General features: G+C 73.5%; 14 protein-coding genes. 9 read left to right on the top strand and 5 right to left on the bottom strand.

Annotation, left to right across the window (positions count from 1 at the left end):
- Positions 1-65 precede the first annotated feature (65 nt).
- From ACZ5TL_RS28450 to ACZ5TL_RS28435, 4 genes are all read left to right on the top strand, one after another.
- A complete protein-coding gene (locus tag ACZ5TL_RS28450) occupies positions 66-647 on the top strand; it encodes a carbonic anhydrase (RefSeq protein ID WP_468593308.1) in 582 nt (193 codons plus the stop codon).
- A 14-nt stretch (positions 648-661) separates the two neighbouring features.
- On the top strand, positions 662-2,152 hold the full coding sequence (locus ACZ5TL_RS28445) for a SulP family inorganic anion transporter (protein WP_468593307.1): 1,491 nt from the start codon (positions 662-664) through the stop codon (positions 2,150-2,152).
- Positions 2,153-2,328: 176 nt separating this feature from the next.
- Positions 2,329-3,237: a slipin family protein gene (locus tag ACZ5TL_RS28440; RefSeq protein ID WP_468593306.1), complete on the top strand. Its 909-nt coding sequence runs from the start codon at positions 2,329-2,331 to the stop codon at positions 3,235-3,237.
- Between the two features lie 90 nt (positions 3,238-3,327).
- Positions 3,328-4,710, top strand: a complete 1,383-nt coding sequence (locus ACZ5TL_RS28435) for an alkaline phosphatase PhoX (protein ID WP_468593304.1) — start codon at positions 3,328-3,330, stop codon at positions 4,708-4,710.
- Between the two features lie 143 nt (positions 4,711-4,853).
- Here the strand turns inward: ACZ5TL_RS28435 and ACZ5TL_RS28430 are convergent, their stop codons facing one another.
- Together ACZ5TL_RS28430 and ACZ5TL_RS28425 are read right to left on the bottom strand one after the other, a co-directional pair.
- Positions 4,854-5,339, bottom strand: coding sequence for an SRPBCC family protein (locus ACZ5TL_RS28430; protein ID WP_468593303.1), 486 nt, complete (start codon positions 5,337-5,339; stop codon positions 4,854-4,856).
- Entirely contained in the window at positions 5,336-5,740 is a 405-nt protein-coding gene (locus tag ACZ5TL_RS28425) for an ArsR/SmtB family transcription factor (protein ID WP_468593302.1), read from the bottom strand. The genes ACZ5TL_RS28430 and ACZ5TL_RS28425 overlap by 4 nt, the downstream gene beginning before the upstream one ends.
- A 106-nt stretch (positions 5,741-5,846) precedes the next feature.
- On the opposite strand from ACZ5TL_RS28425, the gene ACZ5TL_RS28420 reads away from it, so the two are divergent.
- Both ACZ5TL_RS28420 and ACZ5TL_RS28415 read left to right on the top strand, forming a co-directional pair.
- Positions 5,847-7,364 (top strand): FAD-dependent oxidoreductase, encoded by a 1,518-nt coding sequence (locus tag ACZ5TL_RS28420; RefSeq protein WP_468593301.1) that lies wholly within the window; start codon positions 5,847-5,849, stop codon positions 7,362-7,364.
- Positions 7,365-7,426: 62 nt separating this feature from the next.
- Positions 7,427-8,260, top strand: a complete 834-nt coding sequence (locus ACZ5TL_RS28415) for a polysaccharide deacetylase family protein (protein ID WP_468593300.1) — start codon at positions 7,427-7,429, stop codon at positions 8,258-8,260.
- 100 nt (positions 8,261-8,360) lie between these two features.
- Here the strand turns inward: ACZ5TL_RS28415 and ACZ5TL_RS28410 are convergent, their stop codons facing one another.
- Both ACZ5TL_RS28410 and ACZ5TL_RS28405 read right to left on the bottom strand, forming a co-directional pair.
- Positions 8,361-9,032: an ABC transporter gene (locus ACZ5TL_RS28410; RefSeq protein WP_468593299.1), complete on the bottom strand. Its 672-nt coding sequence runs from the start codon at positions 9,030-9,032 to the stop codon at positions 8,361-8,363.
- The gene (locus tag ACZ5TL_RS28405; protein WP_468593297.1) at positions 9,029-9,895 is read right to left on the bottom strand and encodes an ABC transporter ATP-binding protein; all 867 of its coding nucleotides are present in this window, start codon (positions 9,893-9,895) and stop codon (positions 9,029-9,031) included. The genes ACZ5TL_RS28410 and ACZ5TL_RS28405 overlap by 4 nt, the downstream gene beginning before the upstream one ends.
- 42 nt (positions 9,896-9,937) lie before the next feature.
- Here ACZ5TL_RS28405 and ACZ5TL_RS28400 point away from each other — a divergent pair, with 42 nt between their 5' ends.
- The 3 genes from ACZ5TL_RS28400 to ACZ5TL_RS28390 all read left to right on the top strand — a co-directional run bounded on the left by ACZ5TL_RS28400 (position 9,938) and on the right by ACZ5TL_RS28390 (position 12,852).
- Positions 9,938-10,699 carry a peptidyl-tRNA hydrolase gene (locus ACZ5TL_RS28400; RefSeq protein ID WP_468593296.1) on the top strand — a complete coding sequence of 254 codons (762 nt, stop codon included), beginning with the start codon at positions 9,938-9,940 and terminating at the stop codon, positions 10,697-10,699.
- 70 nt (positions 10,700-10,769) lie between these two features.
- On the top strand, positions 10,770-11,231 hold the full coding sequence (locus ACZ5TL_RS28395; RefSeq protein WP_468593295.1) for a DUF7144 family membrane protein: 462 nt from the start codon (positions 10,770-10,772) through the stop codon (positions 11,229-11,231).
- Positions 11,232-11,463: 232 nt separating this feature from the next.
- The gene (locus ACZ5TL_RS28390) at positions 11,464-12,852 is read left to right on the top strand and encodes an MbnB/TglH/ChrH family RiPP precursor modification enzyme (protein ID WP_468593294.1); all 1,389 of its coding nucleotides are present in this window, start codon (positions 11,464-11,466) and stop codon (positions 12,850-12,852) included.
- Positions 12,853-13,255: 403 nt separating this feature from the next.
- On the opposite strand, the gene ACZ5TL_RS28385 is transcribed toward ACZ5TL_RS28390, so the two are convergent.
- Positions 13,256-14,722, bottom strand: coding sequence for an aldehyde dehydrogenase family protein (locus ACZ5TL_RS28385; RefSeq protein WP_468593293.1), 1,467 nt, complete (start codon positions 14,720-14,722; stop codon positions 13,256-13,258).
- Between the last annotated feature and the right edge of the window lie 175 nt (positions 14,723-14,897).

Below are 14,897 nucleotides of genomic sequence, written 5' to 3'. Positions count from 1 at the left end.
CCCCCACCCCCTGTCATGCCCGTCCGACGCGCCCCCACTGCGCGCCAGGAGGAATCACCACACTCATGCAACCCCTCATCGACAACGCCCGCATGTTCGGACAGCGCCCTGAGGAGTTCGCCCGCCTCGCCGAGGGCCAGTCCCCCGACGTCCTGTTCATCACCTGCTCCGACTCCCGGGTCGTACCGGCCCTGATCACGGGCGCCCGCCCCGGCGAGCTCTTCGAGCTGCGCACGGCGGGCAACGTCGTCCCCCCGTACGCCTCCGCCACCCCCACCGGCGAGGCGGCCACCATCGAGTACGCCGTGCAGGTGCTCGGCGTACAGCACATCGTGGTGTGCGGCCACTCCCACTGCGGCGCCGTCGGCGCGGTGGTGCGCCACGACGACCTCACCGCCGTACCCGCCGTACGCGACTGGCTGGCCCACGCGGCGGACGAGCCCAAGTGCTCCGACCCCGGCGACCCGACGGTCGCCGAGGCGGTACAGCACCACGTGCTGACCCAGTTGCTGCGGCTGCGTTCCTACCCGTGCGTCGAGAAGCGCCTCGACGCGGGTGAACTCCAGCTGCACGGCTGGTACTACGAGGTCCACACCGGCGTCGTGCGGGAACACCGCGCGGAGTCCGACGCGTTCGAGACGCTCTGAGGGGGCCGGAGACCATGCTGTCGAAGTTCCCTTATCTGAGGCAGGACTTCCTCGCCTCCATCGTCGTGTTCCTGGTCGCGGTGCCGCTGTGCGTCGGCGTGGCGGTCGCCTCCGGCGTTCCCGCTGAGCTGGGCCTCATCACCGGCATCGTGGGCGGGCTCGTCACCGGGCTCCTGCCCGGCAGCAGCCTCCAGGTGTCCGGACCCGCCGCCGGCCTCACCGTGCTGGTCTTCGAGGCCGTCAGCGAGTTCGGCGTGGCCACGCTCGGCGTGATCGTGCTGCTCGCCGGGCTGCTCCAGCTCGCCATGGGCTTCCTCGGGATTGGCCGCTGGTTCCGGGCGATCTCCGTCTCGGTCGTCGAGGGCATGCTCTGCGGCATCGGACTGGTGATCATCGCCGGTCAGATCTACGCGGCGGCGGGCCTGAAGGCGCCGGAGTCCGGAATCGGCAAGATCGCGGGGCTGCCCGGGGCGTTCGCCGACGCGTTCGGCAGCACCAAGGCCCTGACCTCCCTCGCGATCGGAGCGGGCACCATCGCCGTCGTCGTGCTGTGGAAGAAGATGCCGAAGGCGGTCCAGACCGTGCCCGGCGCCCTCGCCGCGGTCGTCCTGGCCACCGTCGCCGCGCTCGCCTTCAGCCTGCCCGTCGCCACCGTCCAGGTGGAGGGTCTGCTCGGCGTCATCCAGCTGCCCGGGTCCGAGGCCTTCGGCGAGCTGGCGAGCCCGGCCATCTGGGGCACGATCATCGCCTTCGCGCTGATCGCCTCCGCGGAGAGCCTGTTCAGCGCGGCGGCCGTGGACCGGCTGCACGACGGTCCGCGCACCGAGTACAACAAGGAGATGATCGCCCAGGGAGCGGGCAACACCCTGTGCGGTCTGCTCGGCGCGCTGCCGATGACCGCGGTCATCGTGCGCAGTTCCGCCAACGTCAACGCGGGCGCCAAGACCAAGGCGTCCCGGGTGCTGCACGGCGTGTGGCTGCTGCTGTTCGCCGCCGCGATGCCGTGGGCCCTGGCGCTGATCCCGATTCCCGCCCTGGCCGGCATCCTCGTGCACGCCGGCTGGAAGCTGATCCCGTTCCGCCAAATCACGGCGCTGTGGCGGGCCCACAAGGGTGAGGCGCTGATCCTGGTCGTCACCGCCGTGTCGATCGTCGCGGTGAACATGTTCGAGGGCGTGCTCATCGGTCTGGCCCTGTCGGTGATCAAGACCGCCTGGGAGGCCTCGCACGTCAAGCTCGAGATCATCGACAAGGGCGCCGGCCCGATCCAGGCGTACCTGTCGGGCAACGCGACCTTCCTGCGGCTGCCGAAGATCCTCGACACCCTGGAGGGCCTGCCGCAGGACCGCCCGGTCGAGGTGGACCTCTCGGGCCTGCACCACCTCGACCACGCCTGCCGCACGGCCCTGGAGAACTGGGCCGCACGCCACAGCGCGACGGGCACCGAGCCGGTGAAGGTCACGGAGCCCGAGGAGGCCCCGGCGGAGAAGCTCACCGCCGCCTAGCCGGAGACGACGCAGCACCGAGGGTCCGGGGCGCGCAGGGTGCGCGCCCCGGACCTTCGCATTGTCCCGCCCGGTCATGCCCCTGCTCCCGGGCCATGGCCTCGCACGCCGTTCCGGGCATATCGTTATATAAGTACAGAAGTGCACGAATACCGGACCCCGACGGGGAGGTCGGCATGGTCGAAGAGCTGATCTCGGCGGGGGCGGCGGTCGGGGCCGCCGGACTGGTGTATCTGGCCTCGGCGGCGCGGATCGTCAAACAGTACGAGCGCGGGGTGGTCTTCCGGCTCGGACGTCTGCACGGGAGCGTGCGGCGGCCCGGGTTCAACTTGGTCGTGCCCGCGGTGGACCGGATGCGCAAGGTCAATCTGCAGATCGTGACCATGCCCGTCCCCGCCCAGGAGGGCATCACCCGTGACAACGTGACCGTGCGGGTCGACGCGGTCGTGTACTTCAAGGTCGTGGACCCGACGGCGGCGATCGTCAACGTCGAGGACTACCGCTTCGCCGTCTCGCAGATGGCGCAGACCTCGCTGCGCTCGATCATCGGCAAGAGCGAGCTGGACGACCTGCTGTCCAACCGGGAGAAGCTCAACCAGGGCCTGGAGCTGATGATCGACAGCCCGGCCGTGGAGTGGGGCGTGACCATCGACCGCGTGGAGATCAAGGACGTGTCCCTGCCGGACACGATGAAGCGCTCCATGGCCCGCCAGGCCGAGGCCGACCGTGAACGGCGGGCCCGGCTGATCAACGCCGACGCCGAGTACCAGGCCTCGAAGAAGCTGTCCCAGGCCGCCCAGCAGATGGCCGACACACCCTCGGCTCTCCAGCTGCGCCTGCTGCAGACGGTGATGGCCGTGGCGGCGGAGAAGAACTCCACGCTGGTGCTGCCCATCCCGGTGGAGCTGCTCCGGTTCCTGGAGAGGGGCCATCAGGAAGACGACAGGGGCGCCCAGGAAGGCGAGGGGGACCGGCAAGGAGGAGAACAGCGGACTCCGCAGCAGCCCCCGGAGGAGCACGCGCTGGACAAGGCGGAACAGACCGAGGTGGCCCTGGAGGGGCTGCGGCACGCCGTCGAGCAGTGACTCGCGCTACGCGCGTGGTTCCCGCCGCCAGGTCCAGGTGATAGACACGGTTGGATCACAGTTCCTGTCCGCCAGCAGGAAGGCTGCTCCATGACCGAAACCGGTCGTTCCGCCACACGACGTCAGGTACTCGCCGGGACGGGGGCCCTGGGCATCGGGATCGCGTTCTCCGGTGCCCTCTCCGAACTCTTCGCCGGCACGGCCGCCGCACAGACCCTCGGCCGCACCGGCTACGGCCCGCTCGTCCCCGACCCGAAGGATGTCCTCGACCTGCCAAAAGGTTTCAGCTACCGGATCCTCTCCCGCGAGGGGGACGGGCTCCGCTCCGGCGAGGGCGAGGTTCCCTCCAACCACGACGGCATGTCGGCCTTCGGCGGCAGGGGCGGCCGGATCCACCTGGTCCGCAACCACGAGAACCGCACCAACGGCAGGGTCCCGGTCCCGGCGGTCGAGGGCCTCACGTACGACCCGGCCGGCAAGGGCGGCTGTACGACCCTGACGCTCGACTCCCGCAACAACGTCCTGTCGGAACGCGTCGCGATCGCCGGCACGGCCGTCAACTGCGCGGGCGGCCCCACCCCGTGGGACACCTGGCTGACCTGCGAGGAGACCGAGGACAAGGCCGGCACCAACGGCTACACCAAGGACCACGGCTTCATCTTCGAGGTCGACCCGGCCGACCCGCGCCGCACCGGGGCGGTTCCGCTGACCGCGATGGGCCGCTTCCAGCACGAGGCGATCGCCGTCGACCCCCGGCGGGGGGTGGTCTACGAGACGGAGGACGCCTTCGAGAAGCCCTTCGGCCTCTTCTACCGCTTCCTGCCGAGCAAGCCGCTGGGCGGCCGGGGTTCGCTGCGCGCGGGCGGCCGGCTCCAGGCCATGCGCGTGCCCGGCGTGCCCGACCTGTCCACCATCCAGGACATCGGCGCCGGGTTCGACGGCGTCGAGTGGGTGGACGTGCCGGACCCGCAGGCCGCGCAGACGCCGATCCGGTTCCAGGACTTCGGCCGCAAGGGCATCACCCACGCGCAGAAGCTGGAGGGCTGCTACTGGGGCGGCCGGTCGGTGTACTTCGTGTCGTCCTTCGCGCACCGCTCGGACGGCTCGGCGGGCGACCACTACGGGCAGGTCTGGCGCTACGACCCGGAGCACCGCCGGCTGACCCTGGTGATCGTCTTCGGCCCGGACACCGGCCTGCAGATGCCGGGCGAGTCGCCGGACAACATCTGCCTGGCGCCCAGCGGCGGCCTCATGGTCTGCGAGGACGGCGACGGTGCCCAGCACGTCTACGGCGTGACCAGGCGCGGCGAGGTGTACGCGATGGCCCGCAACCGGCAGAACATCGGCACCCCGGAGGATCCCGAGTGGGGTGAGTTCGCCGGTGTGACCTTCTCCCCCGACGGCGACACGATGTACGTCAACTGCTACACACCCGGCACCACGTTCGCGGTGACGGGGCCCTGGCGCCGGTAGCCGGGGCCCGGTCTCCGGCCGGGGCGCCGGGCGCGCGGCCCGGCGCCCCGGCCGGACCGTCGAAGTACGGGGCCGTGCGGCACAGAAGCGTGAGGCACGGGACCGCGCGGGGCCCCTGCCCGGGGAGGTCCGGCTCCGGCCGGTCAGGCGGCCAGCAGGGCGTCGATCTGGCCGACGGCCTCCTTCAGGCCCTCCTCCATGCCCATGGTGACCAGTTGCTCCATCTGCTCCCGGGAGTCGAACAGGGAGCGCATCTCCATCCGGGTGCCGCCGCCGTGCTCGCTGAGCCGCACCGTCACGGACATGGTCGGCATGTCGTCCTTGGGCTTGCCGTCGTCGTCGGCGAAGCCGTCCGTGAACTCCAGGGAGGTCGGCTCGGCGACCGAGGTGACCCGCCACCAGCCGCGGTGCCGGTCGCCCTCCGGCCCGGTCATGAAGTAGGTGACCTCTCCGCCGGTGGTCAGGTCGTGCTGCTCCACGGTCGCCGGATAGGTCGGCGGACCCCACCAGCGCTCCAGCTGCCGGGGGTCGGCCCACAGCCGCCACACGCGCTCCACCGGGGCGGCGAAGTCGGCGACCAGGGTCAGGGTGAGGTGGTCGAGGTCCTTGTCGATACTGGTGACACTCATCGCTCGGGTCCTTCCGGGATGTCGTTCTCTTCGGTTCGGGATACGTCGGTTCCGTATGCCTCGGTTCCGGGGTCCTCGGCGAGCAGACGGGCCATCCGGTCCACGCGCCCGCGCCACGCCGTCTCGAGCTCGTCGAGCGCCTGGCGCGCACGGCCCACCGCGTCGGGGTCGGTGCGCACGAGCTGCTCCCGTCCGCTGCGCTGCTTGGTGACCAGCCCCGCCCGCTCCAGCACCGCGACGTGCTTCTGCACCGCGGCGAAGCTCATCGGATAGGTCTCGGCCAGCCGGGACACCGACAGCTCCCCGCGCACACAGCGGCGCAGTATGTCCCGGCGCGTGGTGTCGGCCAGGGCGTGGAACAACCGGTCCACGGTCTCGTCGCCCAGCTCATCTACAACCATTTGGTTGTACGTTATCCCTGTCGGCCCCTCCTGTAAACCGAGAGGCCCCTCCCATCAAGCGGCACGCCCGGCACTGACGCGGGCCAGCCGGGGTACTCGGCGGTTCATGAGCGAGAACCAGCAGGTCAAGAGCTCGTACTGGCTCGAGACGGCGCCGGACGGCCGCCATCCGGCGCTGGCGGAGGACCTGGACGTCGACGTGGCGGTGATCGGCGCCGGGATCGCCGGACTGTGCACGGCGTGGGAGCTGACGCGGGCCGGGCGGAGCGTGGCGGTCCTGGAGGCCGGGCGGGTCGCGGCCGGTGTCACCGGGCACACCACCGCCAAGGTCACCGTCCTGCACACGCTGGTCTACGACAAGCTGCGCCGCACCCGCGGCCCCGAGGGCGCGCGGCTGTACGCCCGTTCCCAGTCAGAGGCGATGGAGCGCGCGGCGGGGATCGCCGGGGAACTGGGCATCGACTGCGACTGGGAGACCAGGAGCGCCTACACCTACGCCTGCGACGCGGGCCGGGTGGAGGAACTGCGGGCCGAGGCACGGGCGGCCGCCGAGGCCGGGCTGCCCGCCTCGTTCGTCACGGAGACCGGGCTGCCGTTCCCGGTGGCGGGCGCGGTCCGGGTCACCGGCCAGGCGCAGTTCCACCCGCGCAAGTACCTGCTGGCCCTCGCCGCCGACCTCGTCGGCCGCGGCGGGCGGATCTTCGAGGACACCACGGTCCTCGGCCTGGACGAGGGCGAGCCGTGCCGGCTGTCGACCGCGACCGGGGCGACGGTGAGGGCCCGGGACGTCGTCGTGGCGACGCACTACCCGATCTTCGACCGGGCCCTGCTGTTCGCCCGGCTGTCGGCGCGGCGCGAGCTGGTCGTCGCCGGGCCGGTCCCCGCGGACCAGGACCCGGACGGCATGTTCATCACGCCGGACGAAGGCACCCGCTCGGTGCGCACCGCGCCCCTCGACGGGGATCGCCGTCTGCTCATCGTCACCGGTGAGCACTTCACGCCCGGCACCGGCGACCCGCGGGCCCGCTTCGAACGCCTCACAGCCTGGGCCACGGGCCACTTCCCGGACCTGGAGGTCACCCACCGCTGGGCCACCCAGGACACCGAGCCCACGGACACGGTGCCGATGGTCGGCCCGCTGTACCCGGGCACCCGGCACGCCCATGTGGCCACCGGCTTCGGCGGCTGGGGCATGAGCGGCGGCATGATGGCGGGCCGCCTCCTCACCGCGCAGATCACCGGTGAGGAGTGCGAGTGGAGCGGGCTGTACGACCCGCGGCGGCTGAAATCCGCCGTGCGGGAGGCGCCGTCGTTCCTCAGGACCCAGGCCAAGGTCGCGGGGCATTTCGTGGGCGACCGGCTACGGCCGTCGCCGCCGGTGGAGTCCCTGCCGCCCGGCGAGGGCGCGGTGGTCCGCGCCGACGGCCACCGCCTGGCCGTCTCCCGGGACGACGACGGCGCCCTCCACGCCGTCTCCGCCCGCTGCACGCACCTGGGCTGCCTGGTCGATTTCAACGCCGCCGAGCGCGCCTGGGAGTGCCCCTGCCACGGCTCCCGCTTCGACACCGACGGCAAGGTGATCCAGGGCCCGGCGACCAAGCCGCTGGAGCAGCGGGACATCTGACGGCCGGGTGACTCCCGGTTCCGGCAGGCATAAGGCGACGATCCCGCTCACATCTTCATACGGTGATCTCCCTTCTCCGCCGTGTCACCGCCGTGTGCGCCCTGATCACGGCCCTCGCGGCCTGCGGGACCGCCCGGCCCCCGCAGGCCGCCTCCACGCCGGTGCCCGCACCGCCGTCGAGGCCTCCGACCCTCGCCCCCGGCCCCGCCGGGCTGACCCCCGTCTTCGAGCACGGCCCCCGCACGCACGGCAGGACCGTCGCCCTCACCTTCGACGCCGACATGACTGCCGGACAGGGCAAGCGGGCTGCGGCGGGTGAGCGGTTCGACCACCCCCGGCTGATCGCCACGCTGCGGACGCTGCAGGTGCCCGCCACCGTGTTCATGACCGGGCGCTGGGCCGAGGAGTACCCGGACCAGGCCCGCTCCATCGGCCGGGACCCGCTCTTCGAGGTCGCCAACCACTCCTACAGCCACTACGCGTTCACGCCGGACTGCTACGGCCTGCCGACCGTTCCCGGGGAACGCATGCGCGCGGACGTGGACCGGGCGTACGCCGCGTTCCGCAAGGCCGGCGTGCCGGATCCGATGCCGTACTTCCGTTTCCCCGGAGGCTGTTACGACCGGCAGGCGCTCAGGGCGCTGACGCCGGCCGGTGTGACCGCCGTGCAGTGGGACGTGGTCGGCGGCGACGCGTTCGAGACCGACCCGGACGCGGTGGTCCGGCAGGTGCTCGACGGGGTGCGGCCCGGGTCGGTGGTCGTGCTGCACTGCACCCGCAGCGCGGCCCCGGCGACCGAGCGGGCGGTCCGTACGATCGTGCCCGAGCTGCGCCGCCAGGGCTTCCGGTTCGTGAAGGTGTCCGAGCTGATCCGGACCGTGCACGACCGGCCCTGACCGGCCCGCGCGGGGCGTACGAACGCGAACGGCCCCTGCCTGACCGACGTGACAGGCCTCCCGGCTTGGGGGCAGGAGGCCCAGCGCAACACCCCCCCGCTCAGGCCGGCCTGCGCGCGGTGAGCACGCCGGCCAGGGCCAGCGCCGCGCCCGTGACCAGGGCTGTCGCGGCCAGGGGCAACAGCGGGAGCGTGACCGTGCCCGACCGCGATCCGGTCACCAGGCCCTGCACCGCCGCGCGGGCCGGTGAGCCGGTGGCCACCAGGGACAGCAACGCCGCGAGCAGCAGAGCCAGGACGGCCCGGCCCCGCTGCCGCAGCAGCGGCCGGCTGGTGAGCGCGCCGACGGCCGTGCCGAGCAGGGCGCAGGCGAGCGCGGCGAGCAGTCCGGCCCCGCCGGCCGCCGCGAGCGGCACCCGGGTGCGGTGGTCCGAGGCGACCGGGTCACTGAGCAGCGTCACGGCGAGGGTCGCGACCGTGCCGAGCGCCGCCGCGCCCGCGAGGGCCACCAGCAGGCAGGCCACGTGGGCGCGCGCGGGCCCCGCGGCGGCCGCCACACAGCCGCGCGCGGCGTGCGGCTCGCCCGTGGCGCAAATCCGCGTCAGCCAGGCGGCGACGGGCAGCAGGGCGGCGGCCGTGTAGCCGAGCGAGTCGAGCACCGGCTGCCCGGCCTGGACACTGATCGCGAGGAAGGCCGCGTACAGCAGGAACGGCGGCAGCCAGCGCTGCGAGCGCAGCAACAGGGCGGCGTGGTAGCGGGTCAGGGCGGTCATCGGCGGTTTCCGGAGGCGTACGCCCGCTGCTCCACGCTCACCACGTGCCAGGGCGGGCGGGCCGTCAGCAGGGCGCGGAGCAGAACGTCGGAGTTTGGGGCGGGAACGGTGAGGCGGTAGGTGCCCGGCGTGCTCTCCTCGGCCACGGAGACCACCCGGCGCACCTCCTCGGGCAGCCGCCCGTCCGGCGGGCCCTGCGCCTCGACGGTCACGTGCGGGCCGGACGGAACCGGCTGGGGCGCCGGGTGCTCGACGAGGCTGCCGTCGCGCACGGCGTACGTCGCGTCGGGCAGGCCCGCGAGGCGGCGCGGGTCGTGGTCGACGAACACCACGGACCCCCCGGCCGCCGTACGCTCGGCGACAGCCCTCTCCAACACGGCCCGGGCGTCGGTGTCCAGACCGGTCCACGCCTCGTCCAGCACCAGCAACTCGGGCTCGGCCAGCAGCGCCTGGGCGACCGCGACCTTCTGGCTGCTGCCCTTGGACAGCCGCGCCATCGGGGTCCCGGCGTACGCGGCGGCGCCGAGGCGCTCCAGCCACTCGCCCGCGGCACGGGAGGCCGCCGCGCGGGACAGGCCGTGCACGGTGCCGAGGTGGGTGAGGTAGCCGGCGGCGGTGAAGGGCAGGGCCGGCGGGAACCGCTCGGGGACGTACGCCGTGCGCGAGCGGCCGGTGAGCCGGCCTTCGCTGAGGGCGTCGATGCCGGCGAGCAGCCGCAGGAGGGTGGACTTGCCGGTGCCGTTGCCGCCCTCGACGCGGACGAGCCGGCCGGGCGCCACCGTCAGGTCGACACCACGCAACACCCAGGGGCCGCGCAGACCGTAGCGGCGGCCCGCGTTTTCCACGCACAGGTCGGGTCGCATGCGGCCATCCTGCACGATCTTCCGGCTGGCACACTGGGATTCGTGAGTGAAGAGCCGACGCCCGTGAGTGACAGCCCCTTCCGTTCCGAGCCCTCGGCGCGTGACACGGCGCCGCAGTTCGTGCTGCCGCTGGTCGTGCGGATCGAGCGGGCGGACCCGCCGGCGCGCACCGACGCGCTGGAGACGGCCGCGCGGGCGGTGCTGACGATCCTGGCCGACGAGCGGTCGGTCGGCGACGGCGCGTGGGCCGAGGCGATGCGGGACTGGCAGGACGCCCGGATCCGCAAGGTGGTGCGGCGGGCACGCGGTGCCGAGTGGCGGCGGGCCGAGGCCCTGCCCGGGATCACGGTCAGCGGCAAGACGGCCGAGGTAAGGGTCTTCCCGCCCGTCCCGCTCGACGGCTGGCCCAAGGACCTGGCCCGGCTCCAGGTCTCCGGCACCGACCTGGACGACCCGGAGGAGCCGGTGGACGCCGGCCCGGGCGCCCCCGTGCTGTGGATGAACCCGGACCTCGGCATGTCGGCCGGCAAGGCCATGGCCCAGGCGGGACACGCCGCGCAACTGGCCTGGTGGGAACTGACCGACGAGGAGCGGGCCGCCTGGCGCGACGCCGGGTTCCCGCTCGCCGTACGCGCCGCCGACCCGGCCCGCTGGTCCGAACTGACGCACGCCGGGCTGCCGTTGGTGCGCGACGCCGGGTTCACGGAGATCGCGCCCGGCTCGTGCACGCTGGTCGCGGACCACCCGGCACTGCGCCGGGAGCCGTACGGGAGCGCCGGACCGGCGGCCACCCGTTCGGAGTAGCCGCGGGCGCGCCGGTCGCGGTCGAGTGCTCCAGTGGGGTTACCAGACAACCCGACCCCCGGAGGCAGCCATGTCCAGCGCCGCGCCCCCTCCCCCCGCTCCGCCCGCCCCCGCCGACCGGACGCCCGACGGCCCGGGCCCAGGTGGTTCCGGCGACCCGTGGGCGACCGGGGGCCTCGCTCTCGGCGGCACCCTGATGGTCGTCTACGGCCTGTTCGCCGTGCTGCAGGGCATCACGGCGATCGCCGACGACGAGGTGTACACGAGCTTCGGCGACTACGTCTTCGAGTTCGACCTGACCGCGTGGGGATGGATCCACCTGATCGTCGGCGTGCTCGTGGTGGCGGCCGGTTTCGGCCTGTTCACCGGAGCCGCCTGGGCCCGGGTCGTGGCTGCGGTCGTGGTCGGTCTGACGCTGATCGCGAACTTCATGTGGCTGCCCTACCAGCCGTTCTGGTCGATCATCATGATCGTGACCGGCCTGTTCGTCCTCTGGTCGGTGTTCAACTACCGCCCCACCCGCTCGGTGTGAACCGTTCGGGGACGCTCGCCGGCCGGCCCTTCCCGCGGGAGCGGGAGGTAGCTCGTGCGCCGGGCCGGGGCCCGAGCCCGGGGCCGCCGCCGGTGAGGTAGCTGCCGGACCGGCGGCGGACGGACCGAACCTCAAATGTTGCTCTGAAGGCGGCCGGGGTGGGGTTCGCGGGCGGGCGGCCGGGCCATACCCCCCTCACGTTCGAGGATCCGGCCGGGTGGAGGAGGGGGCGATGGAGCGACTGGGGACGGGCATCGGGTGGCGACCGGAGATCGCGGACGCCGTGGAACGCATGCCGGGCATCGACTGGGTCGAGGCGGTGGCCGAGAACGTCTGCCCCGGCCATCTGCCCGACTCGCTGCGGCGGCTGCGCGAGCGCGGCGTCACCGTGGTGCCGCACGGCGTCTCGCTCGGCCTCGGCGGCGCGGACCGGCCCGACGCCGGCCGACTGACCGCACTGGCCGAACGGGCGGAGGCGTTCGGCTCGCCGCTGGTCACCGAGCACATCGCGTTCGTCCGGGCCGGCGGGCCGCTCACGGCGTCCCCGCACCTGGAGGCGGGCCATCTGCTGCCCGTCCCCCGGACCCGGGACGCCCTCGACGTGCTCTGCGCGAACGTACGCATCGCGCAGGAGTCCCTGCCGGTGCCGCTCGCCGTCGAGAACATCGCCGCGCTGATCTCCTGGCCGGGCGAGGAGATGACGGAGGGCCAGTTCCTGTACGAGCTCGCCGACCGTACGGGCGTGCGGCTCCTCATCGACGTGGCCAATCTGCACACCAACCACGTCAATCGAGGTGAGGACCCGGCCAAGGCCCTCGCCGGGCTGCCCCTCGAAGCCATCGCCTACGTCCATGTCGCCGGCGGCTTCGCACGCGACGGCGTCTGGCACGACAGCCACGCCCACCCCGTCCCCCGGCCGGTCCTGGACATCCTGACCGACCTGGCCTCCCGGGTCTCCCCTCCGGGCGTCCTCCTGGAGCGGGACGAGAACTTCCCGGAACCGGCCGAGCTGGAGGGGGAACTGGCCGCGATCCGGCGGGCTCTGGAGGCCGGAGCGGTCGAACGGGTGAAGGCGGAGGTCCGCTCGTTGGGCCGGGCGGCTGTCCGGCCGGAGGCGGACCTGCCCGGGGCAGGGCAGGGCGATGAGACCGGGGCGGCCGGGGCGACACGGGGCGCCTTCGGCCCGCCCCCCTCCGGGAGCGCCGAGGAGGCGCGGCAGCGGCTCGGGCTGGCGCAGGCCGCGCTGCTGTCGGCGCTGGTCGCGGGGACGCCCGTACCCGAGGGGTTCGACCGGGTCCGGGTCGGCGTACAGGCACGGGCGCTCGCGGCGAAGCGGGCGGATGTCGTGGCGAAGGTCGCGCCCGAACTGCCTCTCATCCTCGGGGCGGAGTACCGCGCGGCGTTTCTCGGCTACGCCCAGACCCACCCGATGACCGCCGGCTACCGGCGCGACGCGCTCACCTTCGCCGAGCACCTGCTCTGCGTCGGCCGGCCCGGGGACGCGCAGGCTCGGCGGGAGCTGCGGGAGTGGTGGCGGGAGCGGTCGGGCCCCGCTCCGCGCTCCCGGCGGCCCGCCCACCGGCTGGCCCGCGCCACGCGCAGGGTGCTGCTGCGGCGTTGAGGCCAGTCCGCCCGGCCCGTGCTTCCCCGAGCCCCGCGTGTCCCCGAGCGTCGACGACGCCGGCCGGCAGCGCCTCGCGGCGCGGTCACCGCGGCGGACCGTCCCGGCGCATCGGCCGGCCCGCACACCCACCGCCGGCGGCCCGACGGTCACCGTCGCGGCGGCGGAGGTGAGAGGGCACCCCCCCTCATGTCTGTGCCGGCGCGGCCCAGTCACCTCGCGTCTCGGAGCTCCTTCGAGCGCGACCCGCCCGCGGCCAACCGCGGCTTCTCCGGCACCTCGTCACCCGCCGGCGCCTCCCCACGCCCGTCGTGGTGCGTGGTGCCCATGGAGAGCGAACCGGCCCGGCTCCAGCACCGCCGCGCCGCACAGCGGCACGTTCCGGCCTCCCCTCAGGTGCGGGTCAGCCCTTGAACCAGCCGGAGGGGGCGGGGGCGAGGTTCTGGTAGATGTGCTTGGCCTCCTGGTACTCCCGCAGCCCCGTGGGGCCGAGTTCGCGCCCGACGCCGGAGCGGCCGAAGCCGCCCCACTCGGCCTGCGGCACATACGGGTGGAAGTCGTTGATCCACACGGTGCCGTGGCGCAGCCGCTGGGCGACGCGCTGAGCGCGGCTCGCGTCGGAGGTCCACACACCGCCTGCCAGGCCGTAGCGGGTGTCGTTGGCCAGTTCCACCGCCTCGTCCTCCGTGCCGAAGCGCTCGACGGTGACCACCGGGCCGAAGACCTCCTCCTGCACGATGCGCATGGAGCGGTCACAGTCGGCGAAGATCGTCGGCAGCAGGAAGAAGCCGCGGCTCAGGGCGGGGTCGTCGGGCCGGGTGCCGCCGGTGACGAGGCGGGCGCCCTCCTCCTTGGCGACGGCGATGTACCCCTCGACCTTCTCGCGGTGCTCGGCGGAACTGAGGGGCCCGCTCTCGGTGCCCTCCGCCATGCCGTCGCCGAGCCGGATGGCCTGCGCGCGGCGGGCGAACGCCTCGACGAACCGGTCGTGCATCGCGTCCTGCACGAGCAGGCGCGAACCGGCCGAACAGACCTGCCCGGAGTGCAGGAACGCGGCGTCGAGCGCGTAGTCGACGGCGGCGTCGAAGTCGGCGTCCGCGAAGACGATGTTGGGGTTCTTGCCGCCCAGTTCCAGGGCGATGTTCCGCGGCCCCTCGGCGGCGGCGGCCATGATCCTGCGCCCGGTGCCCAGGCCGCCGGTGAAGGACACCAGGTCCACCTCGGGGTGGCTGGTCAGGGCGGCGCCGACGGTCGCCCCGGAGCCCAGCACCAGGTTGGCGACGCCGGGCGGGGCTCCGGCCTCCTCGATGAGCCGGATCATGGTGACGGTGGTGAGCGGTGTGGTCTCGCTGGGCTTGAGGACGAAGGTGTTGCCGGCGGCCAGCGCCGGGGCCACCTTCCAGGAGGCCTGCAGCAGTGGGTAGTTCCAGGGGGCGATGAGCGCGCACACGCCGACCGGCTGGTAGATGACGCGGCTGAGGACGTCCGGGCCGACGTCGACGACCCGGCCGCCGTCCTTGCCGGCGAGTTCGGCGAAGTAGCGGAAGGTGTTCGCCACGTCCTCCACGTCGATCCGGGCCTCGGTGAGCGTCTTGCCGGTGTCGAGCGTCTCGGTGCGGGCGATGTCCTCCCGGTCGCGCAGCAGCAGGTCGTGGACGCGCAGCAGCAGGTCGGCGCGGCGGCGGGAGGGAGCGTGCGCCCAGTCCTCCTCGGCGAAGGCCCGCCGGGCGGCGCGCACGGCGCGGTCGACGTCGGTGGCGTCGGCCTCGTCGACGGTGGTGACGACGGAGGCGTCGTAGGGGTTGATCACGTCCCGGCGTCCGCCGGCCGTGGCCTGTGTCCACTCGCCGTCGATGTACAGCTCACCCACCGCGGGGCCTCCTTCGCGTCCGTCCGGAGCCGATCGGCTCGACGGTCAGCAACATGGCCCATCGGGCGGGCGGCGGCCACGGGGCACACCGCCGCGACGGCGTCCGGGCGGCCCAGAGGACCCGGGTGGGCTAGGCCTGTTGCGAAAGTGCCGCGGCAGGCGGCGTTCGCCCCGG

The organism is Streptomyces sp. NPDC033136 (assembly GCF_055578235.1).
The sequence above is the reverse complement of the archived record's forward strand: the minus strand, read 5'-3'. Positions and strand labels throughout refer to the sequence as shown.

Excerpts from the sequence above, each read along its gene's own strand:
- ACZ5TL_RS28450 (WP_468593308.1), top strand. The coding sequence starts at position 66 with ATGCAACCCCTCATCGACAACGCCCGCATGTTCGGACAGCGCCCTGAG.
- ACZ5TL_RS28445 (WP_468593307.1), top strand. The coding sequence starts at position 662 with ATGCTGTCGAAGTTCCCTTATCTGAGGCAGGACTTCCTCGCCTCCATC.
- ACZ5TL_RS28440 (WP_468593306.1), top strand. The coding sequence starts at position 2,329 with ATGGTCGAAGAGCTGATCTCGGCGGGGGCGGCGGTCGGGGCCGCCGGA.
- ACZ5TL_RS28435 (WP_468593304.1), top strand. The coding sequence starts at position 3,328 with ATGACCGAAACCGGTCGTTCCGCCACACGACGTCAGGTACTCGCCGGG.
- ACZ5TL_RS28430 (WP_468593303.1), bottom strand. The coding sequence starts at position 5,339 with ATGAGTGTCACCAGTATCGACAAGGACCTCGACCACCTCACCCTGACC.
- ACZ5TL_RS28425 (WP_468593302.1), bottom strand. The coding sequence starts at position 5,740 with ATGGTTGTAGATGAGCTGGGCGACGAGACCGTGGACCGGTTGTTCCAC.
- ACZ5TL_RS28420 (WP_468593301.1), top strand. The coding sequence starts at position 5,847 with ATGAGCGAGAACCAGCAGGTCAAGAGCTCGTACTGGCTCGAGACGGCG.
- ACZ5TL_RS28410 (WP_468593299.1), bottom strand. The coding sequence starts at position 9,032 with ATGACCGCCCTGACCCGCTACCACGCCGCCCTGTTGCTGCGCTCGCAG.
- ACZ5TL_RS28405 (WP_468593297.1), bottom strand. The coding sequence starts at position 9,895 with ATGCGACCCGACCTGTGCGTGGAAAACGCGGGCCGCCGCTACGGTCTG.
- ACZ5TL_RS28395 (WP_468593295.1), top strand. The coding sequence starts at position 10,770 with ATGTCCAGCGCCGCGCCCCCTCCCCCCGCTCCGCCCGCCCCCGCCGAC.
- ACZ5TL_RS28390 (WP_468593294.1), top strand. The coding sequence starts at position 11,464 with ATGGAGCGACTGGGGACGGGCATCGGGTGGCGACCGGAGATCGCGGAC.